General features: G+C 58.9%; 23 protein-coding genes. 15 read left to right on the top strand and 8 right to left on the bottom strand.

The annotated features are described in order from the left end of the window. Nucleotides 1-96 precede the first annotated feature (96 nt). A complete protein-coding gene (locus tag JO972_RS09985) occupies nt 97-552 on the bottom strand; it encodes a tRNA (cytidine(34)-2'-O)-methyltransferase (RefSeq protein ID WP_309489898.1) in 456 nt (151 codons plus the stop codon). Nucleotides 553-664: 112 nt separating this feature from the next. Here JO972_RS09985 and JO972_RS09980 point away from each other — a divergent pair, with 112 nt between their 5' ends. The 4 genes from JO972_RS09980 to upp all read left to right on the top strand — a co-directional run bounded on the left by JO972_RS09980 (nt 665) and on the right by upp (nt 4,004). Next, nucleotides 665-1,222: a hypothetical protein gene (locus JO972_RS09980; RefSeq protein ID WP_309489897.1), complete on the top strand. Its 558-nt coding sequence runs from the start codon at nt 665-667 to the stop codon at nt 1,220-1,222. Nucleotides 1,223-1,284: 62 nt separating this feature from the next. Further along, nucleotides 1,285-1,995, top strand: a complete 711-nt coding sequence (uppS, locus tag JO972_RS09975; protein WP_309489896.1) for an undecaprenyl pyrophosphate synthase — start codon at nt 1,285-1,287, stop codon at nt 1,993-1,995. 21 nt (nt 1,996-2,016) lie between these two features. Then, complete coding sequence (locus JO972_RS09970; RefSeq protein WP_309489895.1) at nt 2,017-3,315, top strand: sigma-54-dependent transcriptional regulator; 1,299 nt, start codon at nt 2,017-2,019, stop codon at nt 3,313-3,315. A gap of 62 nt (nt 3,316-3,377) precedes the next feature. Continuing rightward, the gene (gene upp, locus JO972_RS09965) at nt 3,378-4,004 is read left to right on the top strand and encodes a uracil phosphoribosyltransferase (protein ID WP_309489894.1); all 627 of its coding nucleotides are present in this window, start codon (nt 3,378-3,380) and stop codon (nt 4,002-4,004) included. Nucleotides 4,005-4,022: 18 nt separating this feature from the next. Here upp and xerA read toward each other — a convergent pair whose 3' ends face one another. Continuing rightward, nucleotides 4,023-4,934, bottom strand: coding sequence for a site-specific tyrosine recombinase/integron integrase (xerA, locus tag JO972_RS09960; RefSeq protein ID WP_309489893.1), 912 nt, complete (start codon nt 4,932-4,934; stop codon nt 4,023-4,025). Between the two features lie 167 nt (nt 4,935-5,101). On the opposite strand from xerA, the gene JO972_RS09955 reads away from it, so the two are divergent. Then, nucleotides 5,102-5,524 carry a hypothetical protein gene (locus tag JO972_RS09955; RefSeq protein ID WP_309489892.1) on the top strand — a complete coding sequence of 141 codons (423 nt, stop codon included), beginning with the start codon at nt 5,102-5,104 and terminating at the stop codon, nt 5,522-5,524. A 155-nt stretch (nt 5,525-5,679) separates the two neighbouring features. Here the strand turns inward: JO972_RS09955 and mnmA are convergent, their stop codons facing one another. Beyond that, nucleotides 5,680-6,759, bottom strand: a complete 1,080-nt coding sequence (gene mnmA, locus JO972_RS09950; RefSeq protein ID WP_309489891.1) for a tRNA 2-thiouridine(34) synthase MnmA — start codon at nt 6,757-6,759, stop codon at nt 5,680-5,682. 121 nt (nt 6,760-6,880) lie between these two features. Between mnmA and JO972_RS09945 the strand changes: the two genes are divergently transcribed. The 3 genes from JO972_RS09945 to JO972_RS09935 all read left to right on the top strand — a co-directional run bounded on the left by JO972_RS09945 (nt 6,881) and on the right by JO972_RS09935 (nt 10,316). Further along, on the top strand, nt 6,881-7,702 hold the full coding sequence (locus JO972_RS09945; protein ID WP_309489890.1) for a hypothetical protein: 822 nt from the start codon (nt 6,881-6,883) through the stop codon (nt 7,700-7,702). Between the two features lie 56 nt (nt 7,703-7,758). Beyond that, on the top strand, nt 7,759-8,985 hold the full coding sequence (locus tag JO972_RS09940; protein WP_309489889.1) for an LL-diaminopimelate aminotransferase: 1,227 nt from the start codon (nt 7,759-7,761) through the stop codon (nt 8,983-8,985). A 158-nt stretch (nt 8,986-9,143) separates the two neighbouring features. Beyond that, the gene (locus JO972_RS09935) at nt 9,144-10,316 is read left to right on the top strand and encodes a hypothetical protein (protein ID WP_309489888.1); all 1,173 of its coding nucleotides are present in this window, start codon (nt 9,144-9,146) and stop codon (nt 10,314-10,316) included. Between the two features lie 87 nt (nt 10,317-10,403). Here JO972_RS09935 and JO972_RS09930 read toward each other — a convergent pair whose 3' ends face one another. After that, on the bottom strand, nt 10,404-10,631 hold the full coding sequence (locus JO972_RS09930) for a TM2 domain-containing protein (RefSeq protein WP_343221579.1): 228 nt from the start codon (nt 10,629-10,631) through the stop codon (nt 10,404-10,406). A gap of 196 nt (nt 10,632-10,827) precedes the next feature. Here JO972_RS09930 and JO972_RS09925 point away from each other — a divergent pair, with 196 nt between their 5' ends. From JO972_RS09925 to JO972_RS09915, 3 genes are all read left to right on the top strand, one after another. Then, complete coding sequence (locus JO972_RS09925) at nt 10,828-11,511, top strand: MnmC family methyltransferase (protein WP_309489886.1); 684 nt, start codon at nt 10,828-10,830, stop codon at nt 11,509-11,511. Nucleotides 11,512-11,580: 69 nt separating this feature from the next. Further along, a complete protein-coding gene (locus JO972_RS09920; RefSeq protein WP_309489885.1) occupies nt 11,581-12,981 on the top strand; it encodes a permuted SH3 domain-containing protein in 1,401 nt (466 codons plus the stop codon). Nucleotides 12,982-13,002: 21 nt separating this feature from the next. Further along, nucleotides 13,003-14,127, top strand: a complete 1,125-nt coding sequence (locus tag JO972_RS09915) for a prenyltransferase/squalene oxidase repeat-containing protein (RefSeq protein ID WP_309489884.1) — start codon at nt 13,003-13,005, stop codon at nt 14,125-14,127. Between the two features lie 53 nt (nt 14,128-14,180). Here JO972_RS09915 and JO972_RS09910 read toward each other — a convergent pair whose 3' ends face one another. Beyond that, nucleotides 14,181-15,233, bottom strand: a complete 1,053-nt coding sequence (locus JO972_RS09910) for a hypothetical protein (RefSeq protein WP_309489883.1) — start codon at nt 15,231-15,233, stop codon at nt 14,181-14,183. Nucleotides 15,234-15,394: 161 nt separating this feature from the next. Here JO972_RS09910 and accB point away from each other — a divergent pair, with 161 nt between their 5' ends. Both accB and accC read left to right on the top strand, forming a co-directional pair. Further along, entirely contained in the window at nt 15,395-15,835 is a 441-nt protein-coding gene (gene accB / locus JO972_RS09905; protein ID WP_309489882.1) for an acetyl-CoA carboxylase biotin carboxyl carrier protein, read from the top strand. Between the two features lie 42 nt (nt 15,836-15,877). Then, on the top strand, nt 15,878-17,239 hold the full coding sequence (gene accC, locus JO972_RS09900) for an acetyl-CoA carboxylase biotin carboxylase subunit (protein ID WP_309489881.1): 1,362 nt from the start codon (nt 15,878-15,880) through the stop codon (nt 17,237-17,239). Between the two features lie 245 nt (nt 17,240-17,484). Here accC and JO972_RS09895 read toward each other — a convergent pair whose 3' ends face one another. From JO972_RS09895 to JO972_RS09885, 3 genes are read right to left on the bottom strand one after another with little or no spacing between them, the layout of a single operon-like run. Beyond that, entirely contained in the window at nt 17,485-18,555 is a 1,071-nt protein-coding gene (locus tag JO972_RS09895; protein WP_309489880.1) for an Lnb N-terminal periplasmic domain-containing protein, read from the bottom strand. Between the two features lie 12 nt (nt 18,556-18,567). Beyond that, nucleotides 18,568-20,256: an esterase/lipase family protein gene (locus JO972_RS09890; protein ID WP_309489879.1), complete on the bottom strand. Its 1,689-nt coding sequence runs from the start codon at nt 20,254-20,256 to the stop codon at nt 18,568-18,570. Further along, on the bottom strand, nt 20,253-20,990 hold the full coding sequence (locus tag JO972_RS09885) for a uracil-DNA glycosylase family protein (protein ID WP_309489878.1): 738 nt from the start codon (nt 20,988-20,990) through the stop codon (nt 20,253-20,255). Before JO972_RS09885 ends, JO972_RS09890 begins: the two co-directional genes overlap by 4 nt. A 91-nt stretch (nt 20,991-21,081) precedes the next feature. On the opposite strand from JO972_RS09885, the gene JO972_RS09880 reads away from it, so the two are divergent. Both JO972_RS09880 and JO972_RS09875 read left to right on the top strand, forming a co-directional pair. Beyond that, complete coding sequence (locus JO972_RS09880) at nt 21,082-21,963, top strand: CPBP family intramembrane glutamic endopeptidase (protein WP_309489877.1); 882 nt, start codon at nt 21,082-21,084, stop codon at nt 21,961-21,963. Further along, entirely contained in the window at nt 21,960-24,284 is a 2,325-nt protein-coding gene (locus tag JO972_RS09875) for a tetratricopeptide repeat protein (protein ID WP_309489876.1), read from the top strand. Before JO972_RS09880 ends, JO972_RS09875 begins: the two co-directional genes overlap by 4 nt. Nucleotide 24,285: the final 1 nt, after the last annotated feature.

Below are 24,285 nucleotides of genomic sequence, written 5' to 3'. Positions count from 1 at the left end.
CCCTGGGACTAACGTGCAGTGCGTGGATCAAGTCCCGGAGGGACGACAGAAGGCGACCCACCGCGCAAAGACCCAGCCTCGCCTGAACGGGCACCATTAGCTCCTAATCTGTCTCACGGCCTCATAGAGCACGATGCCTACGGATGTGGCAAGGTTTAGGCTACGGGTCGATCCCTCGACCATGGGGATGGTCAGGCACTGGTCGGGGTTCTCCTCCAGCAAGCTCTCGGGCAGCCCCTTGGTCTCGCAGCCGAAAACGAGGTAATCACCATCATTGAACGCCACGTCCCAGTGCGGCTGTTGGGTTTTGGTGGTGAGAAAATACACCCCCGCATCCGGATCGATGCCGGCACGGAATTCATCCCAACTTTCCCACACCTGGAGATCAACATCCTTCCAATAATCCAAGCCCACACGTTTCACCTGCCGATCGTCGAGTGAGAAGCCCAGCGGCTTTATCAAATGCAATCGAGCACCGGTGGCCAGGCAGAGCCGACCAGCCGCGCCGGTGTTATGAGGGATTTCGGGTGTGACGAGAACGACGTGCAACATGGCGCCAGTAGGTGCGATGACCTTACATGGTGCAAGTCTGTATTTACATTACGTGCTGACAAAGCGGCACAGCTTTGTTAATGGGTAAGGGGCATCGTAGCTAGCAGCCAACATGAAGAGAGTCATCACCGCCATCATCACTGGATCCCTCATCGCCTTTCTCTGGGGATTTGTCTCATGGACGGTGCTTGATTGGCACAGCCCCGCCAGCTTCAAGAATGACGATGCTGTACGCCAAGTGATCTCTGACAATGCCGACACCCACGGCGTTTACCTACTCCCCACTCCCAGCAACGATGCCGATCACGCGGCCCGCATCACCCAGGGGCCCTTCGTCTACGCCACCATCCGGCCCGGTCGTCTCGAGCAACCATGGAGCATGACCGAGCCACTGATCTACTCCTTTGCCATCAACGTCCTCGGCTGCCTAATCATCACGATTTCCGTCCTTCGGATCCGTGCCACTCGCTACATTTCGAGAGCCAGCGTGGGCATCACCATGGGAGTTTTCGCCGCCATCAGCGTGGTCCTGCCGCAGTGGAACTGGTTTGAAACTCCCGGCAAACACCTGCTGGCCAATGCCCTCGATCCCATCATCGCCTACACCCTGGCCGGCCTCGTTATTGCCGCCATTATCAAAACGCCCAAGGCGCGGCGCATCTTCTCATAAATTACCCTCCTGACATGCGTCCAGCTTGACAGGAAAATAGCACCCTATAACACTTGCCACGCATGGAAGTGAAGAACGATCTCCCCCACCACATCGCCATCATCATGGATGGTAATGGCCGATGGGCCAACGCCCGCGGACTGCCGCGCGGCGAGGGTCACCGTGCCGGTGCGGAATCCGTGCGTGAAGCGGTGGAAACTTGCCGCCAGCTCGGCGTCGGCTACCTCACCCTCTACGCCTTCTCCTCGGAAAACTGGAACCGACCAAAAAAGGAGATCGACTCACTGATGAAACTTCTCGAGCGCTTCCTGCGCGACAAGTTGCCGGAAATGCTCAAACAAAACGTCCGCCTGCACGCGATCGGTCGGCTCAACATGCTGCCAGCGTCCTGCCGCAAGGAAATCGACCAAGCGATCGAGAAAACGCGCGACAACACCGGCCTGAATCTCATCCTCGCCCTGTCCTACGGCTCGCGCGAGGAAATCACCGATGCCGCGCGCCGACTCGCCGCCAAGGCAGTGGCAGGCGAAATCGAACCCTCCGACATCGATCCCTCGATGATCGACAACCACCTCTACACCGCAGGCATCCCCGACCCGGATCTGCTGATTCGCACTTCAGGGGAGCTGCGGATTTCCAACTTCCTGCTCTGGCAAATCTCCTACTCGGAAATCGTGATCAGTCCGAAAAATTGGCCCGATTTCCGCAATGCCGACCTACGTGCCGCCGTGGATGAATACGCCCGCCGCCACCGCCGTTTCGGCACCGTCTAACCCCCCACACACCTCGCTACTTTGGACGAACCTCAGACTATTCTCCTCGTCGACCCGGATATTGATTATCTTGATTGGGCGACCAAACACCTCGGCGCCGAGGACCTTCGCATTCTACGTTGTGACCACGCCGAAAAGGCCGTCAAAGTCTGCGACACCACTCGCGTAGATCTGGTCATCGCAGATCTCTCGCTGCAGCCATTTGACGGCCTCACCTTGCTGACCCGACTTCGCGCCGCCCATCCAGCGGTGCTGGTGGTGCTCACCGCCGCCTTCCCCACCACAGCACAAGTGATCGAGGCCACCCAGCTGGGGGCCCAGGATATCTTGAAAAAGGAATCCCTCACCTTCGAGCTTCGAGGGGTCGTGGAAACAGCGCTGCAGGCCATCGAAGACCGCCGCACCGCCGGCAAAACCAAAACCGCACCGCAGAAACAAGATGCCCGGGTGAAAATCATCGGGAACTCGAGTGCGCTGCAGGACGTTTTCAAAATCGTCGGCCGTGTCGCCCGCACGGATGCTCCCGTGCTCGTCTCCGGAGAAAGCGGCACCGGCAAGGAGCTCGTAGCCCACGCGGTGCACGAATACTCACCGAGGTCGAAAAATAAAATCATCGCCATCAACTGTGGCGCCATTCCGGAAAACTTGCTGGAAAGCGAGCTCTTCGGTCACGAGAAAGGCGCCTTCACCGGGGCCATTGCCAAGCGCGCAGGTCTGTTTGAGCAGGGCGATGGCGGCACTCTCTTCCTCGATGAAATTGGCGACATGCCCCCACCGGTGCAGGTGAAACTTCTGCGGGTGCTGCAGGACGGAACTTTCAGCCGTGTCGGCAGCACCGAGACTCAGAAGTCCGATGTCCGTATCGTTGGCGCCACCAATAAAAACCTCGCCGAGGAAGTGGCCTTAGGGAATTTCCGCGAGGACCTCTACTACCGTCTCAATGTGGTGGAGCTGCACCTGCCACCGTTGCGTGCCCGGACCGAGGACATCCCCCTGTTGGCCGAACACTTTCTGCGCCTGACCATCAAGCGCAATGGTATCCCCGCCATCAAGTTCAGTGCCGAAGCTCTGGAGCACCTGCAAACCCACCGCTGGCCCGGCAACGTGCGCGAGCTGGAAAACACTATCGCCCGCGCCTGCGCCCTGGCATCGAACGAGGTCTTGCTGCCGTCCGATATCCAGTTCACCCGGACATTTACCGAGTCCGACGACACTCAACAAGCGACCCGCCAGGCGCTGGAGCATCTGAAAAAGGTGGTGCCCAAAGGCAAAAAAGCCGCCAGCTGGATTGCCGAGGAACTTGGAGCGTTGGAGGACTAAGTCGGACCGCCCACCGACTTCCACCTTGATCCCGCCCAGCGATCGCGGCAGAGTGGGACATCGTGAACCAGCCTATCCAGCACCCCGTCATCGACGACCGCATGGCGCGCCTTCGCCAGCGCGACTGCCCCACTTCCCAGTTCCGCGCCTACGTGCAGGAAATCTCCCAGATGATGGTGCCTGCGGTCACTGCCGATCTTTTCACGCTGCCGACACAGGTCGAGACGCCCTTGGAAATCACTACGGGTCGGAAATTAGAACGGGAAATTGTCTTAGTGCCCATTCTCAGAGCTGGACTTGGTATGCTGGAAGGATTTCTCCGGCTGCTTCCTGAATCGGCAGTGGCGCATATCGGCATGGCCAGAAATGAGGACACGCTGTCTCCCGAAAGCTACTATTTCAACGCCCCCACCAGCCTGACCGATGCTGATGTCATGGTGCTCGATCCAATGCTCGCCACCGGCGGCTCCGCCAGTGCCGCCATCGACGAGCTAAAAAAACACGGCGCCAAGCACCTGCGCTTCGCCTGCATTGTCGCTGCCCCGGAAGGGCTCGAACGACTCAATTCCGACCACCCGGATGTGCCGGTTTACTATCCGGCGCTCGACTCCCGACTGAACGAACACGGCTACATTTTACCCGGCCTGGGCGACGCCGGCGACCGGATCTTCGGCACCGTGCAGGAGTGATTTCTCCCCCTCGTAAGCTCACTCCGCCCGGGGGTGGGCGGCATCGTAGGCCTCGCGCATCCGCTCCTTGGTGACGTGGGTGTAGATCTGGGTGGTCGAGAGCGAGGCGTGACCCAACAGCGTCTGGACACTGCGTAAATCCGCACCGTAATCGAGCATGTGGGTGGCAAAGGTGTGGCGCAGTTTGTGCGGCGTGACCTCGAAGCCGATGTCGGTGGCGGCGAGGTATTTCTTCAGAAGTAGCTGCACTGAGCGAACGGAAAGTCGACGCTTGTTCGGGTCCTTGTTTTTATTGATGAACAGCGGGCCTTCATGCACCGCTGCCGCTTGACGGTATTTTTGCAGCGCAGCCATGGCATGAGATCCGATCGGCACCATGCGCTCCTTGTTGCCCTTACCGAAGACGCGCAGGGTTTCGGAGAGGAAATCGGCATCCTTCACGTCCAGCGCCACCAGCTCGGACACCCGCAGGCCGCTGGAATAAAACAGCTCCATGATCGCGACGTCGCGCAGCGGCTGCCACGGCTGGGCACGGGGGTCGGGGTCGAGTTTCAGCGGCATCGCCAGCAGGTCTTCCATCTGCGCCAAGGTCAAGACGACCGGCAGCTTGCGCTCCGGCTTTGGCAGCTGGATTTCCACCAGCGGACTGGCCGCCAAACCGCCACGGTGGACGAGGAATTTGTAAAACGATCGCAGCGCGGCGAAGCGCAGGCGAATGGTCGATCTCGCCAGCTCCTGCTTCATCAGCTCAAACAGATACTCGCGGAAGTCGTTGGCGCTGCAATCGCGCCACGATTTGAAGCCGTCGCCGCGCCATTCCAGGTAGGCATTCAGCGCGTGGCTGTAGTTTCTCAACGTGCGCACCGAGGCGTTGCGCTCGATCCGGAGAAACTCGAGATAGGCAGCCACATCGTCCGGGGGATCGCTCATTACTTAGGCATTCTAAACTAATTTTCCCAAAACCAAACGCCGAATTTTAGTAGGATTCAGCATTGTGACTATTTTTTCCTTCCCAATACGTTATAATGACACACATGACGGTCCAAAATGCGTGCCTCATATTCATTGTCTGTTTTTCGGCGATCACCGGATGGCTGATGTTCCGCGAGCCTGCGAGTATCTCAGTGAGTTCCGTCGATGCGCCCGCAGCCAAGAAGTCGGTCAGCGCCCAGACGCCTGAGCCGACCGCAGCAGACGTCCCCAGCGAGGTGGCCGAGCACACCCCCGCTAGCCTGGACACCCTCGTGATCCCGGTGCTTGATTTCCGCGAGGTGGCTCTTGAAGAGGTGGTGGATTTCCTCAACCTGAAAGTCCGCGAGATGGAAGGATCGGGTCGTAATTATCAGTTCGTGATCAGCAAAGCGCAAGATACAGTGAGCACGGATGCTGAAACTACGGTGTCGCTCTATCTTGAAGACGTCACATTCACGGAGGCGCTCAATGTGATTTGCGAAGAAGCGGATTGCCGCTGGGAGCTGAGTGATGGTGGGGTGGTGCGGATTTTTTCCGTTGAGGAGTAATTTTTCAATGCGCGAATAGTGCTTGGGTTTTGTTTGTCAGCTTTCCGAACGGAGGGTGGACATTCTTGTCCGCCGGCAACCTAAGCACAGTGCTCTTAGGTTGCGGGCTGGGGTTGCCCATGGACAAGAATGTCCATGCTCCTATCTCGGCTACCTTACTCGACGGTCTCGAAGACGCCGCCGCCTAACAGGGTGCCACCATCGTAGAAGGCGCAGATCTGGCCGGGAGTCACCGCCCGCTGTGGCCGGACGAACTCCAAGGCCAGCTTACCATCGTCGGTGGGGGTTACCGTGACCGGTTCACTTTTCGAGCGGTAGCGTGGTTGGGCTTCGACTTTTCGCGTGGCGGTGATCGGTTTATTCACCCAGCTGACAGTGCCGACGGTGCATTTTTTCACGTAAAGCCCGGGGGTGTTTTCCATGTCCCAGCCGACCACCAGTTGATTTTCAGCGGCATTTTTCCCCACCACCACATAGGCCATTCCTTCGCGCGGCGATGCCACACCATGTCCTTTGCGCTGGCCGAGCGTGTAGAGATGCAGGCCTTTGTGCTTTCCTAAGACCTTGCCATCGAGATCAACAATGTCGCCCGGGCTGTCCGGCACGTAATGGCGCAGGAAGTCGCTCATCTTGACATTTCCGATGAAACAGATGCCCTGACTGTCTTTTTTCCCCGCGACCGGGAGATTGAATCGCTCGGCGACTTCGCGGACCTGGGGTTTCAGCATTTCGCCGCAGGGGAAGCGGGCGCGGACCGCCTGCTCTTGCTCCATCAGGGCGAGGAAATAACTTTGATCCTTGTTCGGATCGGCACCACGGAGGATGTCGGCGCTGCCATCGGATCGTTCACGGCGACGCGCGTAGTGGCCGGTGCCGACGGCCTCAAACCCCTGCGACAGGGCGTAATCGAGAAAAACGCCAAACTTCATCTCGCGGTTGCAGTAGACGTCGGGGTTCGGCGTGATGCCGTTGCGGTAGCCTTCCAGCATGTAGTCGACGATGCGGTCACGGTATTGATCGATCAAATCCACCACCCTGAACTCGATGCCCAGCGTCTTGGCCACGGCATGGGCGTCCTCGACATCCTGCTCCCAGGGGCAATCGCCGGCGATGCCATCTTCGTTGATCCAGTTTTTCATATAGCCACCCGCGACCTCATGCCCCTGCTCCAAAAGCAAGGCGGCGGCCACGGCGGAATCAACACCTCCGGAAAGTCCTACGAGAATCTTCGACACGCGCTTTATTTAAACCCTCAATTTTAAACTCCAAATACCAATTTTGCATTTCTGGCCACGATGAGTGATTTTTCCTGTTTTTGGAGTTTAGAACTTGGGGTTTAGCGTTTAAGACCCACGCATGTCCGACGCCACACCAGCCGATTCCAAGCAGGAAGATAGGAAGTTTTCTCCCTTCGCCGGCTGCTCGATTTTCATCATCGCGGGCGTGCTCGCTGCGGGCATGATTGCCTTCACCGTTTGGACCTATTTCCAGATGAAGGACACCATCACCGGCTTCACCGAGGAAAAACCGCGCACCGAACTGACCATCGACGTCACCGGCAAGGAGTCCGAACAGACGGCGCTGAAAAGCAAGCTCGTCGGCTTCCGCCACAACATCGAAGCCGAGCACCAGGATGAGATTTCCCTCGATGCCGAGGAAATGAACCTCGCCATCGGCACCTTTGAGATCCTCAAACCCCACCGCGGCGCCCTGAAAATCATCGCCGTGCGCAACGACAACATCGAGGCGGATATCTCCTTCCCGGTGAAACCCGGCATCGGCAGCGATGAGATGCGCTACATCAATGCCCGACTGGTAATCCACCCGGAACTGGTCGATGGCGCCGTGTTCCCCCGAGTGATCAGCGTCACTACCGTCGAGGGCCAGGAAGTCCCCGAGCAATTCAGAGAGTTCATCTCGGAGACACTGCTGCACCCGGTGCGCAATGACGATGAGATTGGGCCGATTTTCAAACGTCTCTCCGCGGTCGAGATCGAAGGCAAGCAACTGCTGCTGCAGACCGACCCCAGCTACCGCGCACCCAGCGCCCCGCCGGAAGATCGCCAGCCACTCATTGATCGACTGATGAAAGGCTTCGCTGTGGTCGCCGTCATCTTCCTTGCCATCGTCAGCGGCATCATCTACCTCGCTCGGCGCAAGAAAGCCAACGAAGCCTAAGCGCTTGCGCCCCCACCCATTTCCCCAAGAAACCATTCTAACACCCAATAGTAACTATGAACATCAACGAGAACTTCCTCAAACTGAAAGCCGGCTACCTGTTTCCGGAAATCGGCCGCCGCGTCACCGCTTGGACCGAAGCCAACCCTGACAAGACCGACCGCCTGATCCGCTGCGGCATCGGCGACGTCACCGAGCCCCTGCCACAAGCGGTGCGCGATGCCATGCACGCCGCCATCGATGAGCAAGGTGTAGCTGAAACCTTCCATGGCTACGGCCCGGAGCAAGGTTACGGATTCCTGCGCGACGCCATCGTGGAAAACCAGTTCGAAGGCCTGAACATCTCCGCCGACGAAGTCTTCGTGTCCGATGGCTCGAAATGCGACACCGGCAACATTCTCGACATCTTTGGCAAGGGCAACAAGATCGCCATCACCGATCCTGTTTACCCGGTCTACGTCGACACCAACGTCATGGCCGGTAACACCGGTGAGGCCGATGAAAATGGCGCCTACGAGGGTCTCGTTTACCTCCCCTGCACCGCCGAGAACAACTTCGTCCCCGCCATCCCCGAGGAAAAAGTCGACCTCGTCTACCTCTGCTACCCGAACAACCCCACCGGCACCACCGCCACCCGCGAGCAGCTGGAATCCTGGGTTGCCTACGCCAAGAACCACGGCGCCATCATCCTCTACGATGCCGCCTACGAAGCCTTCGTCCGTGACTCCTCGGTGCCACGCTCCATTTTCGAAATCGAAGGTGCCCACGAATGCGCCATCGAGTTCCGCTCGTTCTCCAAGAACGGTGGCTTCACCGGCGTCCGCTGCGCCTACACCGTGATCCCCAAGACACTCACCGTGAAAGCATCCACCGGCGAGGAAGTCAGCCTACACTCACTGTGGAACCGCCGCCAGTCAACCAAGTTCAACGGCGCCTCCTACCCGGTCCAGCGCGGTGCCGCCGCCGTCTTCTCCCCCGAAGGAAAAGAGCAGGTGTCAGCACTGATCGAGCACTACATGGGCAATGCCGCCCTGCTGAGAAAAGCCTGCCAAGACCTCGGACTGAAAGTCTTTGGCGGTGAGAACGCACCTTACGTCTGGGTTCAGTGCCCGGAAGGTGTCGGCTCCTGGGACATGTTCGACAAGATGCTCGAGGAAGCCCAGGTGGTGATCACCCCCGGTGCCGGATTCGGTGCTGCCGGTGAAGGATACTTCCGTATTTCCTCCTTCAACACCCGCGAGAACGTCGAGGAAGTCTGCAAGCGCATCGCGGCGATCTCCTAACTGATCACATCTCTTTATTTCAAAAGGCGGGGTCCAGCACCCCGCCTTTTTTTGTGCCCTGATCCTTGTATGACACAACGGTGACTAAGAGAAATCCACGCAGCTGCGTTGGGACTCTATCAGCGAACCATTGAACTCGCTGTAAAACCACCGCTACCATGTCACTTCACGCTCAACTCAGTCCAGAAGCTGTTGCACGGCTACAGGCCCAGCAACGGAACTCCACCATCACCAGTATTATTATTTCCATTCTCTTGGTCACCTTGGTCGGGATCATCTTGCTCTTCCTGCTGCTCCCGAAGGTGGATCACTTCACGCCGGAGATTGTTTCTTACCAGAGCCGGGGGGAGGAAAAAAAGCCGACCCATAAGCCGGAATTCACCCGCGCAGTGCAGCGGCAGCCATCGGCCCCTTCATCATCCGCCGCGAAAGCGATCGCGGCCAAGGTCGCATCCACCGTCGCCATCCCTGTGCCGGACAGCGTGGTGGACACCCCCTCGCTGGAACTCGGCGATGGCGATGATTTCGGCAACGGCTGGGGCGATGCCTGGGGAGAAGCTGGCGGCAGCGGTGGCGGCTTCGGCTCCAGCAGCAAACTCGAGGGCACCCTGGCCGGCCGACTCTACGATTTTAAACAAAGCCCAAACGGCAAACCGATCAGCGGCTACGACATCAGGAACCGCTCGCACTTCACCGATCGCATCAATCGCCTGCAGCGCAGCCGCTACAGCCAGAGCTCACTGAACCGGCACTACCAGACGCAGCAGCCCCTGTTCATCCGCTACATCGCCATCCCCAACTCCAGCGCCAGTCAGGGACCGAAGTTTTTCAACGCGGAAAAGGAAATCAAACCCAGCGGCTGGATCGCCCATTACCAGGGCCAAGTGGTGGCACCGAAGAGTGGCACCTTCAGACTGGTGGGCGCCGGCGATGACTACCTCGCCGTCACTCTGAATAAAAAATTCCGACTGGTCGCCGCCTGGCCGGACATCAGCGAAACCGTCGAGGTGCGCGGCGCGAATGCGACTCGTCAGTCAGGCCAGCACAGCCCCTTCGGCAAAACCCCACTGACCTATGGCGACTGGTTCACGGTCCGCGAGGGTGAGGTCTTGGACATCAGCCTAACCCTCGGCGAGCGTCCCGGTGGCATGGTCGGTTTTATCCTGATGCTTGAGGAAAAAGGCGCCAAATACCGCAACACGAAATCCGGTCAGCCGGTGCTGCCTCCGTTCACCATGGGGCCGCTGTCGCCCGAAGACATCGCCGATTTAAACAAGTTCCGTGGTTGGCAATGGGAGACCGATAACGTGCCGGTTTTCCTCGCGCGTTAGGCTAGCTCTTGACCCCTTCCCCTCCCAAGCAAAGACCCCAACGGAATCTCCGTTGGGGTCTTTTTTGAGAGTCTTGCTGTCGCCTCGTTAGAACCAGGCTTTTTTGTTGGTGATGTAGGTTTCCACGAACTCTTCGTCCGACTTCGTGAGATACATGATGCCCTCGATTAGGCCAATGATACCAATGACCGTGTAGCCGAAACCGCAGGTGGCCACGGAAATGACCAGCATGATGATGCCCTCTTTTTGGTAACCGAGGATGAATTTGTGAATGCCGAATCCGCCTAGAACGATACCCAGGATACCGGCTAGCATTTTCTTATCGGCGGCCGCCTTGCCTTCGAGAGGCGCCGCTGGAGCTGGCTGTTGGGGAGTCGGCTCCACGGAGGTTTCCGCAGGTGGTTGTTGTTGATCGTCTGACATAACTACCCTATACCACCCAGCCAGCTTTCGGTGCAAGCGAGGAATGAAACTCCTGCACCCACACGCTGCCCGACCTCTATTTCAGTCCATGAAGCCCTACATCAAAATCGCAGAAACCAAAACTCCGGAAGGTGAACCGCTCGAGCTCATCGAGCACGACGGCACCTACATGATTTGCTCCAATGGCGAGCAGCTCATGACCAGCTTTTCCCACGGGTCCGAGGAAACTCTCGCCGAGCTCGCCTGCGCCCCCTTCAGCCCGGTGAACCAGCCGAAGTTTCTCATCGGAGGGCTGGGAATGGGCTACACCTTGGCCGCCGCCACCCGCGCCGTGACAAAAAAGCGCGCCCAGTTCATCGTTTCCGAGCTCACAGCGACCATTGTCGAGTGGAACAAATCCCACCTCTCCCACCTCAACCCCGGACTACTCGATGACGAGCGGATCACCGTGAAGATCCAGCCGGTGCAGAAAGTCATCCGCCAAGCGTCTGGCGAGTATCACGCCATCTTGTTAGACGTCGATAACGGCCCGTCCGCCTTCCACGGCAAGAACAACGACAGCCTCTACACCCTCAAAGGTCTGCGCGAGATCCAGAACGCACTGAAAGGCGGAGGCATCCTCGCCGTATGGTCGGCACGCGGAGACAAAGCGTTCACCAAAACCCTCCGCAAGGCCGGTTTCGATGTCAGCGAAAACGCCGTGGCCGCCGCCCACAAAGGCAGAAAAACCCGCACCCACACCATCTGGCTCGCCAGAAAGAAGCATTTTTAATTAAACAAGCGACCCAATCTTGTCGCTTTCACACTTGTTACCCAGTCCATATTGCACCGTCTTACCCTTATGATTACTCGCTCCACACTCACCGCACTCTGTCTCACAGGGATGCTGCCCACACTTGCTACCGCCGCTGACGAATACTCCGTCACGGAAAAGCCCTTTAAAAAAGAAGTCAGCCTAAGCGCCACCTTCCTTCCCACTCAATCCACCGCCATCAGCGTTGATCCGGCCGTGTGGACCGATTTCGAAATCACCTCTCTGGTTTCCCAAGGTGCCGTGGTGAAAAAAGGCGACACCCTGATCGGCATCGACAGCCAGAAGATCGATGAGCAAATCGAGAAGATGGAAAAAGACCGCGTGATTGGCAAACTCAACCTCGCCAAGGCGAAGCAAGAGCTCGCCAGCCTCGAGATCACCACTCCACGCAGCCTCGAAAGCCACGCCCGCGCCGCCAAAGAAGCCGCCGAGAACCTGAAGTGGTTCAAGGAAACCGGCCTGCCACTGAGCATCGAAGCCACCAAGAACAGCGTGATCAACGACGAGCTCAACCTCGCTTACCAGCTGGAAGAACTCAAGCAGCTGGAGAAGATGTACAAGGAGGACGACAAGATCGAGGAAACCGAAGAGATCATCCTGACCCGCACCCGCAACTCAGTGAAGCGTGCCAAGTTCGGCCTGAAGTCCAGCAAGCTGAGCTCCGCCCGCAAGCTCGAGACCGAGCTGCCACGCCAGTTGAAAAGCTACGAGCTCGCCGCCGAGAACAGCCGCATCGCCAACGAGAACGCCAAGGCCACCCTGCCACGCGCACTCGAACTGAAACGCAAAGAAGTCGCCAAGGCTGAAAAAGCCGACGCTGAAGCCGATGCCAAACTGGCCAAGCTGAAAGCCGACCGCACCCTGATGAACATCCAAGCCCCCGGCGACGGTGTGGTTTACTACGGCAGCATCCGCAACGGTCGCTGGTCCGCCACCACCGCGGTGAAAGTTCTCAAAGTCGGTGGCAAGCTGCCCGCCAGCACCCCACTGATGACCTTCATCCCCGCCAAGACATCTCTCATGCTCTCCGCCTTCGCCAAGGAGGACAAGCTGAGCGCCCTCAAGAAAGGCCTCAAAGGTTTCGCCATCACTCACCTGAACCGCTACCAGAACATCCCCGTCACCATCACCGGGATCGATCGCTACCCGCAGACCGACGGCAGCTTCCACGTCTCGCTCAGCGTTGATTCCGACACCCAAGCCGTGACCGGAATGACAGCCAATGTGAAACTCGTCACTTCCAAAATCGCTCAGGCAATCACCGTGCCAGCCGACTACCTGACTCGCGAAGACGACGGCAGCTACAGCGTGAAACTCAAGCTCGCTGACGGCAAAACTGAAGCCCGCAAGGTCGTGGTGGCCGATGCCACCAAGGATACCGTGGTGATCACCGAAGGTCTGTATAAGGCTCAAGTCATCGTTAAGTAAACGACTCAACACTCACGTCTTATGCTACGCACCCTTGTCATCCTCGGTCTCTTTGTCGTCAGTGCCTCGGCACAGGATGACCAAGTGGCTGCGAAGCCCAACATCCAGGCCGCCATCAAGCGCGGCGTGGATTATCTGGTCAGCCATCAGAATAAAAATGGCTCGTGGGGCAGTGCGCACCGCACCAAGGGGCTGAATATTTACGCCCCCCTGCCGGATGCGCACCAGTCCTACCACGCCGCCAGCTCCGCACTGGCACTGCACGGTCTGCTCGAGTGTGGCGACCAGCGCCCCGCCACCATTGCCGCCATCGAGAAGGGTGAGAAGTGGCTGCTCTCGGTGCTGCCGAGCCAACGCAGTATCAACCGTAGCGCCACCTACAACATCTGGGGCCACTCCTACGGGCTGCGCGCCCTGGCATCGCTCTACCGCCGCTACCCGGACCCCGCCAAACGCGCCGAATACGTGCGCCATGCGAAAATCCAGATCGCCAAGCTGCAAGCCTACGAAGACGTCAACAAAGGCTGGGGCTACTACGATTTCGACGATAAAACCTACAAGCCCAGCGGCAAGATCATGAGCTTCACCACCGCCACCGCGGTGCTCGCCCTGCACGACGCCTCCACCACCATGGGCATCGAGCTCCCGCCCGTGCTAATGAAGCGCAGCTTGGAATCACTGCAGGAAATGCGCACCACTGACTTTTCCTACGTCTACGGCCGCGGCCACCGTTTCCGTCCGCGTAGCGCCATCAACCGCCCTGCCGGCTCACTGGGTCGGTCCCAGGCCTGCAATGCCGCCTCCCGCGTGCTCGGCGATGAGGCAGTCACCGATGAGGTCCTGCGCACCTGGATCGATCGCTTGTTCGAGCGCAACGGCTGGCTCGACATCGGCAGAAAACGTCCGATCCCCCACGAAGCACCTGCCCAAGTCGCTGGCTATTTCTATTTCTACGCCCACTACTACGCCGCCGAGTGCATCGAGATGCTGCCCGAAAACGAGCAAGCCCAGTGGAAAGAAAAACTCGCCGCCCTGATGATTACCAAGCAGGAGAAAAACGGCAGCTGGTGGGACTTCCCACTCTACAACTACCACTACGCCTACGGCACCGGCTACGTGCTGACAATTCTCGGTCGCTGCCAATAGGGCGGTAACCGTGTGTTTCGGCTGTCGAAATCGGCAGCCCGATCCCACCCATTCTAGCGCTTCCGCTTCGCGTAGGTAAACTGTCGGTTCCCTAACATAAATTCAATATGCGCGCGGGTCAGCTCGCCCATCGTGTTGCAGGTTTCGAACTCGTTGGTCTCGTGAATCCGGCAAAGGTCTTCGCGGAGCTGTTCCACGTGTTGCTGCGGAGATAACTCATCGCGCGCCATGCTGGTCAGCAGCGCTTGCAGGCGACGTTTTTCCACCTGTGCACGCCGCGCCATCTGGGTCCGCTCTTCCTCGGCATACTGGGCGATAGTTTTGCGGTTCATCTCGCGGAAACTGAGCCGGGTGACGTCCTTGTTCGAGTCGAAGTGATAGGCCATGTAGGTCTTGCCCTTGCCCTGGTAGGATTGTTGGTCGAAATCGATCGGGCGCACGCGGTATTGCACCTCCTCGAAGTCCGGGGTGACGTCGACGACGTAGTTCACCGATCGCATATCGCCTAACAGGCGGATGAAACAACGCTCGTTGAACTTCACAAACTCCTTGGCAATCCGCACCCGGTTGACATTTTTTTTCTGCAAATACTCATCGGCAAAAACATTCCCCGGCAGCCCGGCGATGTGCTCCTCGATCAGGGTGTTGCCTCTGGCGAGGTAGTTGATGCGGTTAGGCGACAAAATATGCTCCAGCTCCAGTCCGTAGATCCGCGAGGCATCGAGGTTTTTCACGTAGTAGTAATCGGAGTTGTCGTTGTACTGATTGGTGATTCGAATACGGAACGGGCGGGAGTTTCCGAACTCACCAAAATCGATGCGATCGACGATCAGGTGCTCGTGATAGGTTGTGCCACCGCCGATCTTGAGCTCGGCGTAGATCTTCGTGAGTTGGGGACGAAGCTCCATCATCACCTCGTGCGGATACATCACAGTGAGCCACAAAGTCTCCTTGCCGGTGGGGTCTTCGTAGGGAACCGAGCCGGTGAAACGCAGCAGATCATCGTAAACCAGGGGGATTTCCGAATAGCGGCCGAAGTGGTAGAGATACTGGCCCAGAGAGGCACTCACCGGGTAGAAGTTCTTGCGTCGGGAAATCATCGCCATAATCACTGAACTCTGACAGTGTCACCGGATAAGGCAAGAGCGCATGAGGGCTTGACGCTTGGCAGGCCTAGCCCCTAGTCTCTTGCCAGATTATCCTCTGCGGCCTGCACTCTCTGTCTGCCGCGCACTTCTTCATAAACACCATTAGCCAAATACATACCGTGGACCTTAAGGAAATTCGTAAAATCGTGGAGCTCATGAACGAGCATGAACTGTCCTATTTCCACCTCGAAGAAGAGGGGGTGAACCTGAAGCTCAAAAAAGGAGCTGACATCGTGCAAGTGGCTCAAGCCGCCATGCCCGCTGCTCCAGCCGCCGCACCAGCACCTGCCGCTGGTGATGCACCCGCCGCTACCCCTGAAGCCGCCGGCAATGAAATTCCAGCCCCAATGGTAGGCACCTTCTATTCCGCCCCATCCCCTGATAGCCCGGCCTTCGTCAGCGTTGGCGATACCGTCAGCGTCGGCCAGACCCTCTGCATCATCGAGGCCATGAAGGTGATGAACGAAATCAAAGCTGAAACCGCCGGCACCATCACCGCCATCGTCGCCCAAGACGGTGAGCCTGTGCAGTTTGGCGATGCGCTTTTCCGCGTTCAGTAAATCAATTTTCGCTGGATTCTTTGATTCTGTAATCTTTGCCCAATGTTCAACAAAGTTCTTGTCGCCAACCGTGGGGAAATTGCCCTGCGGATCATCCGTGCCTGCCGTGAGCTGGGCGTCGCCTCTGTGGCTGTCTACTCTGAGGCGGATGTCGATTCCATGCACGTGCAACTGGCCGATGAAGCCGTCTGCATCGGGCCTGGTCCCAGTCAGGACAGCTACCTGAAACCGGACCGCATCATCGCCGCCGCTGAGATCACCGGTGCGGATGCCATCCACCCCGGCTACGGATTTCTCTCAGAGAATGCCCGCTTCGTTGAAATCTGCGAGAGCTGCAATATCAAATTCATCGGACCCTCTGCCGAGGTGATCCGCCGCATGGGCGATAAAAACACCGCCCGTGCCACCGCCGTCGAGTTCGGTGTGCCCATCACCCCCGGCTCCGATGGCATCCTCGAATCCGCCGAACACGGCCTGAAACTGGCCAAGGACATGGGCTTCCCCGTGATGATCAAAGCCACCGCCGGTGGTGGTGGTCGCGGCATGCGCCCTTGCTTCGATGAAAAAGACTTCGTCTCGCTCTACGATGCCGCCAGCAAGGAAGCGATTGCTTGTTTCGGCAACGGCGACTGCTACCTCGAAAAACTGGTGATGAAACCGCACCACATCGAGATGCAGATCATCGGCGACACCCATGGCAACTTCATCCAGCTCGGCGAGCGCGATTGCTCGATGCAGCGCCGCAACCAAAAGATCATCGAAGAGTGCCCGTCGCCTCTGATCTCCGACAAGATGCGTGTGGAAATGGCCGAGGCATCAGTCAATCTGATCAAATCCATCGGCTACGAAAACGCCGGCACCATCGAGTATCTCGTGGACGAAAAGGCGGAGAACTTCTACTTCATGGAAATGAACACCCGCATCCAGGTGGAACACCCAGTGACCGAGGAAGTCATGGGCTGCGAGCTGATCAAGGAGCAAATCCGCGTCGCCGCTGGCGAACCGCTGTCGAGCCACGTGCTGCAGACGAATCCGCGCGGACACTCGATCGAGTGCCGGATCAATGCCGAAGACCCCTACAACAATTTCTGCCCTAGCCCTGGAAAGATCACCCTCTGGTACACACCGGGTGGCAAGGGCGTGCGCTTGGATACCCACGTGTATTCCGGCTACAGCGTGCCCCCATACTACGATTCCATGATCGCCAAGCTGATCGTCACCGGTGCCACCCGTGAAATCGCCATCTCACGCATGAAGCGTGCGCTGTCCGAGTTCAAGATCGAGGGCATCAAGACGACCATTCCTTTCCAGCAGGAAATCATCGATCACCCCGACTTCAAAAATGGCGACTACGGCATTGAGTGGGTGGCCGATTACATGAAGAGCGAAGGCCTTCAACCGTAACAGGCGGTTCACAGATCACCAAAAAAGCGCCAGGGTCACCCGCCCTGGCGCTTTTTTGCGTTAGGAGGAAAGCGGTATGGTAGATCCCGCCGGGGACCCCTTTCGGAGTGCGGTGATCCCAAATCGCCGCTTTCGAACACCCTGTGGCCGACCATCCCAAATCACCCTCACCAACCCAACACCTCCCCCAGCCAAATCACCACCCAGCAGCATCCAAAGCGGTGATCACTCACCGCACTCCAAAGCTACCAGCCTGGGCGGTCTGCGCGGATTTTCTCACTAAACTCCGAGCTATCGTGCGCCTCTTTGGCGGCGGGGTTGATGTAGGCTTTTTGCCGCAGCTCAGGAAATGGCAGTCCTTCGTCATGGAAGTGACCGTGACCGTAGAGGTATTCATCGAGCAGTCCATTGACCAGCATGCGGAGATCGAACTCGCCCCGCTGGTCGGCTGGCAGGCGATTGCGCAGGCTGGTGGTGCAGTTTGAGTAAATGATGTGGTAAAAACGCGGCTTCTGCGCGAGGTCGTTCTGCACTTCCAGGGCACTGAGAAAAAACGCACGGACATCCTCGGCAGGCATATCGATCCGATACAGGTAACAAGGCTCGTCACGCACGCTGGCTCGCAGCCGCACGCAGTCTTCTTCCGTGGCGAAGATATACTGCAGCTCAAACATCTTGTAGAGCCCGCCCACGACCGAGAACTCCTCGTTTTTCTCTCGCCGGGTTTCCACCGACAGGCAGATCCGACCGTCCGGGCCGAAATCGAAGGACAGCAGCGGGTGGCCAATCCGATCGCCTCCAAAGGTCGAGTGGAACAGGTCCATGCCGCGAAGGTTGGAGAGCTTCACCTGCCGCGTTTCCCAGCGCTCGGTCTGCTCGCCGTCGCGGGTGTAGTCGAAGTTGCGCACCTGCTTTAAGGTCACCACGTCACCGTCGATTTCTGACGACCCGGTTTTGGCAAATTCCGGCGCCCAGTCGCGATCGTTCGAGGGCTGCACAAACGACCTCGGGACGACGATCACCGACCAGGCCAGCAGGCAGACGATGCAGCGATGTTTTTTCGATGCAAACTTCCGCCAAGCCACCACCAGCAGAGCCAGCCACAGCGTGGCCAGCAGCGCATTGCCAAAGCCACCCGAGGAAAATGGGCCGTCGAACCAGATCATGCCCCAGAAGTAGAGCAGCAGCAGACTCACCAGACCGATCAGCAAGCCCTTGCCCAGTCGCAGCAGCCATTGCTGCCACATCGGTCGCTCGCAGGCCTCAGTGGCCTCACCGGCCTCGTGGTTCTCTTCCTCGTTGCTTATCGTTTCCATCCATTTCTCTCCTTAGTTTGACTTCAAATTCAGCCGCAGAATCCGGCGCAGCTCGCGGATCGCCTGCGGGTGGGTGTGGGCGCTGTGACCTGCCGGCACAATGACCTCCGACTGTGCTCCCTGAAGGTGGGCGCTGCGGTATGCCACCACGCCGTCCGAGCTGTGTGGACTGTCGCCCAGGCCCCGATCGCCAATGATGCTGTGGTAGCTCACCGCGTCGGCCACGGGCGTGGACGCCACCAGTTTCAGCGCCGGATTGTTATGCTTGAGCGCCTGCACGCCATTGGTCATGTCGTCGTTGAGTAGAATCGTCCGGCCGAGCTCGGTGAGCGATCGGCTTGCCTTCACCGGGTCCAAGGTCAGTGCTTGCTGCGGGATTTTGATCAGGGAGATGACCACGCGGCCAATCCAATCGTTCGCCATCTGACTGCCTCGGTGCGGCGTGGCGATGAACACCGCGCGATCGATCATCGTCGGGCGCGGCAACTGCATCAGGGTGCGGTAATCCTTTTTCACCTGCTCCGCCAGCTGCGCCTTTTGCAGCGGAATGGTGGCGATCTTGCGCCAGGTTTTGGGTCCGAAATTGCGCACCTGCATGCTGGTCAGCAGCCCACCCATGCTGTGGCCGACGATGACTGCTTGGTCGGGCGTGATCCCCATCTTGTGGTAGAATCCTTGCAGCTCGAGCAGCTCTTTTTTCAAGGCACTGCCCGTTCGGCGGATCGGAAATCCGGTGGGGTAGTAGAAAAAGTAGATTTGGTACTTCGCCAGCACCTCGGCATCGGTGAACAGGCCGTTCAGGGTGGTCGACCAGGTTGAGGGGTCTGATGCCAGTCCGTGCACCAGGATCAGCGGGGTCTTGCGCCGATCGAACTTCTGCACCGAGTAGAGCCCGAGGTTTTTGACGTAGCGCACCGGGTAGAACACGCCCCTGAGGTCCTCCAGCAGCCCGCGCGACCTCGCCTTTTCCAGACTGAGCGCTATCGGGGCGGTGAGGTCGGCCGAAAGCAGTCGCTGCCGACCGTTGACCCGCACTCGACTCTCCACCGTGCTGTCGTGAGTCTGAAACCGAGCCACGCCCCGGCGGGGGAAATCCACCACCACGGTGACCGGCAGAAAGATCCCAGATTCATGGAGAAATTGATCTTCCTTTGCCCGCCCAGTTTTCGCCGGTTGATAGTGCGCCACCATCGCGGCACCAACTCCGCCGCGCATCACACGATGTTTCCACCCTTTCAGCTCCAAGGTCTCGGCGGCGACGACTTTCGTGAACTCACTGAGGGCAATCTTACCCCGCAACGAGTCCGCCCGCGTGACCCGAGGGATCTCCACCCGATAGCGCCGCTCGCGGCCGTGGCCGACACGTAGGTCCGGCTGACTAACCAGCAGCTCGGCCGCCTGACCGGTGGCAAAGTTCGTCAGTGGCAGCAGTTGATCATCGCCTGCTTCGGTGAGCATCTCGGCCGCCTCCAAATAGCGTCCCAATGCCGCCGCCGGGGCGGACGACTCCATCGATTGCGCCTGCTTCACCAGCTGATAGGCGCGGTGGTAGACACGGGAGCGATTACCGTCCGGTTCCGGCAAATTCTTCGATACCACGCGCACAGGATCGCTCAACCGCTTCACGGCGAAGTCGCTGCAGTGGCAGAGCAGCAGGCAGGACAGCACCGCTGCGAGGATGGGGGCGGCGGCACGACTCATGACGACCAAACTTCCAGATCGAGCAACTGCTTCTCAGCCTGCGGCGCCCAGCCACGGTTCGCGATTGGTGAGGCTGGCGAGGGATGGAGAATCTTGCCGGTCTTGAATGCCTGCTCGGGGAAATACTGCTTCACCGTCTCGATCAGTTTCTTCTCTGCGTAGGCCCCCACACCGATCAGCCATTCCGGCTGCTGGGCGGCGATGACGGTGGCGAGATGCTCGCGGCAGGCGTTTTCCACCGGCTCCATCTCAGCCTTCGGCAGCTTGTCCGGGGTGATGTTTTTGCCGGTCTCTCCCATCCACACCAGCGGGCAGTAGTTGACCACAAAGTGCTCGGCAAAGAAGTCCTTCGCCTGGGGGAACTTTTCCGAGAACAGCCCCCAGAGTCGCTGGCCACTGACCTCGGATCGCTGGCAGGCGAAACCGACCACCTCCCGCTTCGGGTGCTCCGGCTCCGGTTTCCGCACCTCTCCGGAAATACCCATCCAGTCGCGCACGGCGGGGATTTCACCGAAGGGGACACCGGTCTGCGCCATGCCCCACGGTCCGGGGTTCATGCCGAGCATCAGCACCCGCTTTTTTCCGGCACCGTATTGCTCGAGATACTGCCGGTGGGTTTCCCAGGCATACTCGGTGGGCAGATACACGTGGCTCACCGGTTCGGCGAAGCGCAGGGGTTTCAATTTTTGAGTCAATGCCGTGGCGGCATCGATGATCGCGGTGGCGTCAGGCATACCCTTTTATAACCCCGTTAAGAAGTCGTGCAATCCTGCAAACTCAGCTCTGGTAATTGCGTATTCTGCTCCTACACTCCCGCCGCCATTCATGTTTGACCTTACCCAAACCGTTCTCCTCGCATCATTTGCGCTATGCCTGCTGTCACTGCTGGGGGCGCTACCACTGGCCGCCTACCTCCGGCGCAGAACTCCCACACTGGGGTGGAATTATGATGGACTGGTGCAGATCGAACCGCTGCGTCGGGTCGACTTGTTAGGCCTTGGATTACTGATCGCACTCTTCTGTCTGCAGTCGTTGCTGAAGCTGCCGCAGGTGATCGATTTCTTCATCTCCATCGGCTGGCTCAGCAGCTCGGCCGCCGAACAGCCGGAGACCATCCAGCTCACCCCCGAAGTGCTCTTAGCCGGCATGATCAGCCAATCGGTGCCGGGCATGATCGTGCTCGTGTTCCTCGTTTTCAGACACATCAGCGTGATCGATTTCTTCGGGCTGAAATGGCGCAAGGCCTACCTGCTGGTGCTCATTGGCCCCTTTGCCGCTGTCTTCGTGCACGTCGTCTTTGTGCTGATGGAAATGGCCGGGTATTCGCGTATAATCGAGTCGGTTTTCGGTGAGGCGAAGCAGCAGGAGATCGTCAAAATCTACCAGGAAACCAGCGCGGTCTCGATCCGGATCATGCTCGCCTTTGCGGCCGTCATCATCGCTCCGGTAGTCGAGGAGGTGGTCTTCCGAGGTTACATCTACCCAGTGTGCAAACGTTACACCGGGCGCATCATCGCGACGTTTTTTGCCTCCTTGTTCTTTTCCGCCGTGCACTTCAACATCCCCGCTCTGTTGCCGCTGTTCATTCTCGCCATCATTCTCACCATCGCTTACGAATTGAGTGGCTCGCTCTGGGTGCCCATCAGCATTCACGCCTGCTTCAATGCTTTCACCCTGATCGTTCAGGAACTTCAAACCACGCCATGACCTTCCCTTCCTCGTTCCCTGTCTGCCGCACTGCGCTGCTCAGCCTGTCCGCCGTTTTCTTCGCCTCCTGCGGCAAGGAACAGGGCGAAGCTGTGGAGAAAAAGGAAAGCGATCCCACCGGCGGCGTCTCCAAGGAGAACAGCAACAACACCGCCCTGCACCAGCAGCTGGCCCAGCAGCCCGGCCAAAATGCGGTTTCCAGTCAGTGCATGGAATGCCACCAAGACATCCACCACCATTGGCAATCGTCCCAGCACGGTCAGGCGAACCGACTGCTCAACCTGGCGCTCGATAGCGAACCGTTCTCCGATCAGAAACTCGACACCCCCTCGGAGAAGTGGACCTTCACCCTCGACGACGGCCAACCGGTGGTCACCGCCAATGGCAAGAGCTACCACGCCGGCATGGCGATCGGTGTCGAGCCGCTGGTCCAGTATCTGGTATCGTCCGAAGGTGGACGCTGGCAGACCCCCAACGCCGCTTGGGATCCGGAGAAGAAGGAATGGTTCGATGTCTTCAACGGCGACTTGCGCACCTCCGCCGACTGGGGTCACTGGAGTGGCCGCGGCATGACCTGGAACACCCAGTGTGCCTTCTGCCACATGACCGATTTTGATAAAAACTACGATATCGCCACCGATAGCTACGACTCGAAGTGGAAGGAAATGGGGATCGGCTGCACCCAGTGCCACGGCGACATGGCGGAGAAGGCCGATGCCAAAACGGGCTGCCTGATCGACCTGGCGAAACACCACAGCATCAAGAAAAACCACCCAGCTCTCACCATGGACAACTGCGCGTCCTGCCACTCGCGCCGCGGCGAGCTCGATGGTAAATTCAAGCACGGTGAGAAATTTGGCGATCACTATCAGCTGCAGCTCCCCACCCAGCCGCACCTCTACTACCCGGACGGCCAGATCAAGGACGAGGACTACGTCTGGACCTCGCTGAAGCTCTCGAACATGGGTCACAAAGGCGTCAACTGCATGGACTGCCACGATCCCCACACCACCAAACTCAAGATGCCGGTGGCCAACAACACCCTCTGCATGTCCTGCCACGCCGGGGGCAGCAACGGTCGCATCGAAGGAGCCATCGTCATCGATCCCTCCACCCACACCAAGCACTTTGGGGTAGGAAAACACAACGGTGTTGGCTCTGGCCACTCCTGCGTCGATTGCCACATGACTCACACCACCTACATGGGTCGCGACCCCCGCCGCGACCACGGGTTCCACGTCCCTGATCCGCAGATGACCAAGGAACTCGGCATCCCCAACGCCTGCAACAAGTGCCACGAGGACCAGGACACCGACTGGGCCATCAAGTGGACCAACACCTGGTTTGGCGACAAGATGAACTCCCCTGAGCGCCAGCGCCAGCGCGCCCGCACCCGCGCCATCGGCGCCGCCTTCAACGGTCAGCAAGAAAGCATCGACGCCCTGCTCGCCGCCTACGCCAAGGAGGAGAACACCGCCTGGAAAGCCACGCTTTTACAGATCATGCAATCCTGGGCCACCGACCCCCGGGTGCAGCAGCTCGGTCGCGAAGGTGTGCACAGTAAGGACTCCCTGCTGCGTGCCTCCGCCTGCATGGTGCTCGAGTTCAGCACCGATAACGGACCATGGCTGGAACCGATGCTCAACGACCCGGTCAAAGAAGTCCGCATGGCTGCCGCCTGGGCGATGCGCACCCGCCTGTCACTCCGCTCCGAGGTCAGAAACGAGCTCGAGCACTCGCTCGCCTTCACCGCCGACCAGCCAGCCGGAGCGATGCGCACCGCGCAGTTAGCCATCGATGCCAACCAGCTGGAAAAAGCCGAGCGATGGATGCAGCGGGCGGTCACCCTCGATGAAACATCCGCCGCCGCGCACGAATCCTATGCCGTGCTGCTAGGCCGCATGGGCAAACCCAACGAGGCACTGAAGCAGCTGCAAACAGCCGACCAATTAGCCCCCGGAAACCCCCGCTACGCCTACCTCATGGCGCTGACCTACTCCGAGTTAGGCCGCAAGGACAAGACCGAGGAGCTGCTCAAGAAAGCGATCCAGATCAACCCCGGATACGACCGCGCCCACTACAACCTCGGGCTGCTGCTCGCCGGTCAGAACAAGCTGGATGAAGCCATCGCCAGCATCCGCATGGCGGAAAGAATCAACCCGAGCGTGCCGGACTACCCCTACGCACGGGCCACCCTGCATATGCGCAAGGGCGACAAAGCCGCCGCCTTTGAAGCCTGCCGAAGCGCCCTCGGAGCCGATCGCAACCACCAGCCATCGATCCAGCTGCTACGCCAGATCGGCAACCCGAACCAACCCTAAG

Source organism: Oceaniferula flava, from assembly GCF_016811075.1.
GTDB lineage: Bacteria > Verrucomicrobiota > Verrucomicrobiia > Verrucomicrobiales > Akkermansiaceae > Oceaniferula > Oceaniferula flava.
Note: the sequence above shows the minus strand (reverse complement) of the source record. Positions and strands in the feature narration are given on the sequence as shown.

Excerpts from the sequence above, each read along its gene's own strand:
- JO972_RS09910 (WP_309489883.1), bottom strand. The coding sequence starts at position 15,233 with ATGGCGATGATTTCCCGACGCAAGAACTTCTACCCGGTGAGTGCCTCT.
- JO972_RS09930 (WP_343221579.1), bottom strand. The coding sequence starts at position 10,631 with ATGCTAGCCGGTATCCTGGGTATCGTTCTAGGCGGATTCGGCATTCAC.
- JO972_RS09875 (WP_309489876.1), top strand. The coding sequence starts at position 21,960 with ATGACCTTCCCTTCCTCGTTCCCTGTCTGCCGCACTGCGCTGCTCAGC.
- JO972_RS09940 (WP_309489889.1), top strand. The coding sequence starts at position 7,759 with ATGAACATCAACGAGAACTTCCTCAAACTGAAAGCCGGCTACCTGTTT.
- uppS (WP_309489896.1), top strand. The coding sequence starts at position 1,285 with ATGGAAGTGAAGAACGATCTCCCCCACCACATCGCCATCATCATGGAT.
- JO972_RS09890 (WP_309489879.1), bottom strand. The coding sequence starts at position 20,256 with ATGAGTCGTGCCGCCGCCCCCATCCTCGCAGCGGTGCTGTCCTGCCTG.
- JO972_RS09880 (WP_309489877.1), top strand. The coding sequence starts at position 21,082 with ATGTTTGACCTTACCCAAACCGTTCTCCTCGCATCATTTGCGCTATGC.
- JO972_RS09925 (WP_309489886.1), top strand. The coding sequence starts at position 10,828 with ATGAAGCCCTACATCAAAATCGCAGAAACCAAAACTCCGGAAGGTGAA.
- JO972_RS09915 (WP_309489884.1), top strand. The coding sequence starts at position 13,003 with ATGCTACGCACCCTTGTCATCCTCGGTCTCTTTGTCGTCAGTGCCTCG.
- JO972_RS09985 (WP_309489898.1), bottom strand. The coding sequence starts at position 552 with ATGTTGCACGTCGTTCTCGTCACACCCGAAATCCCTCATAACACCGGC.
- JO972_RS09895 (WP_309489880.1), bottom strand. The coding sequence starts at position 18,555 with ATGGAAACGATAAGCAACGAGGAAGAGAACCACGAGGCCGGTGAGGCC.
- xerA (WP_309489893.1), bottom strand. The coding sequence starts at position 4,934 with ATGAGCGATCCCCCGGACGATGTGGCTGCCTATCTCGAGTTTCTCCGG.
- JO972_RS09955 (WP_309489892.1), top strand. The coding sequence starts at position 5,102 with ATGTTCCGCGAGCCTGCGAGTATCTCAGTGAGTTCCGTCGATGCGCCC.
- JO972_RS09885 (WP_309489878.1), bottom strand. The coding sequence starts at position 20,990 with ATGCCTGACGCCACCGCGATCATCGATGCCGCCACGGCATTGACTCAA.
- accC (WP_309489881.1), top strand. The coding sequence starts at position 15,878 with ATGTTCAACAAAGTTCTTGTCGCCAACCGTGGGGAAATTGCCCTGCGG.
- JO972_RS09935 (WP_309489888.1), top strand. The coding sequence starts at position 9,144 with ATGTCACTTCACGCTCAACTCAGTCCAGAAGCTGTTGCACGGCTACAG.
- JO972_RS09920 (WP_309489885.1), top strand. The coding sequence starts at position 11,581 with ATGATTACTCGCTCCACACTCACCGCACTCTGTCTCACAGGGATGCTG.
- JO972_RS09980 (WP_309489897.1), top strand. The coding sequence starts at position 665 with ATGAAGAGAGTCATCACCGCCATCATCACTGGATCCCTCATCGCCTTT.
- JO972_RS09945 (WP_309489890.1), top strand. The coding sequence starts at position 6,881 with ATGTCCGACGCCACACCAGCCGATTCCAAGCAGGAAGATAGGAAGTTT.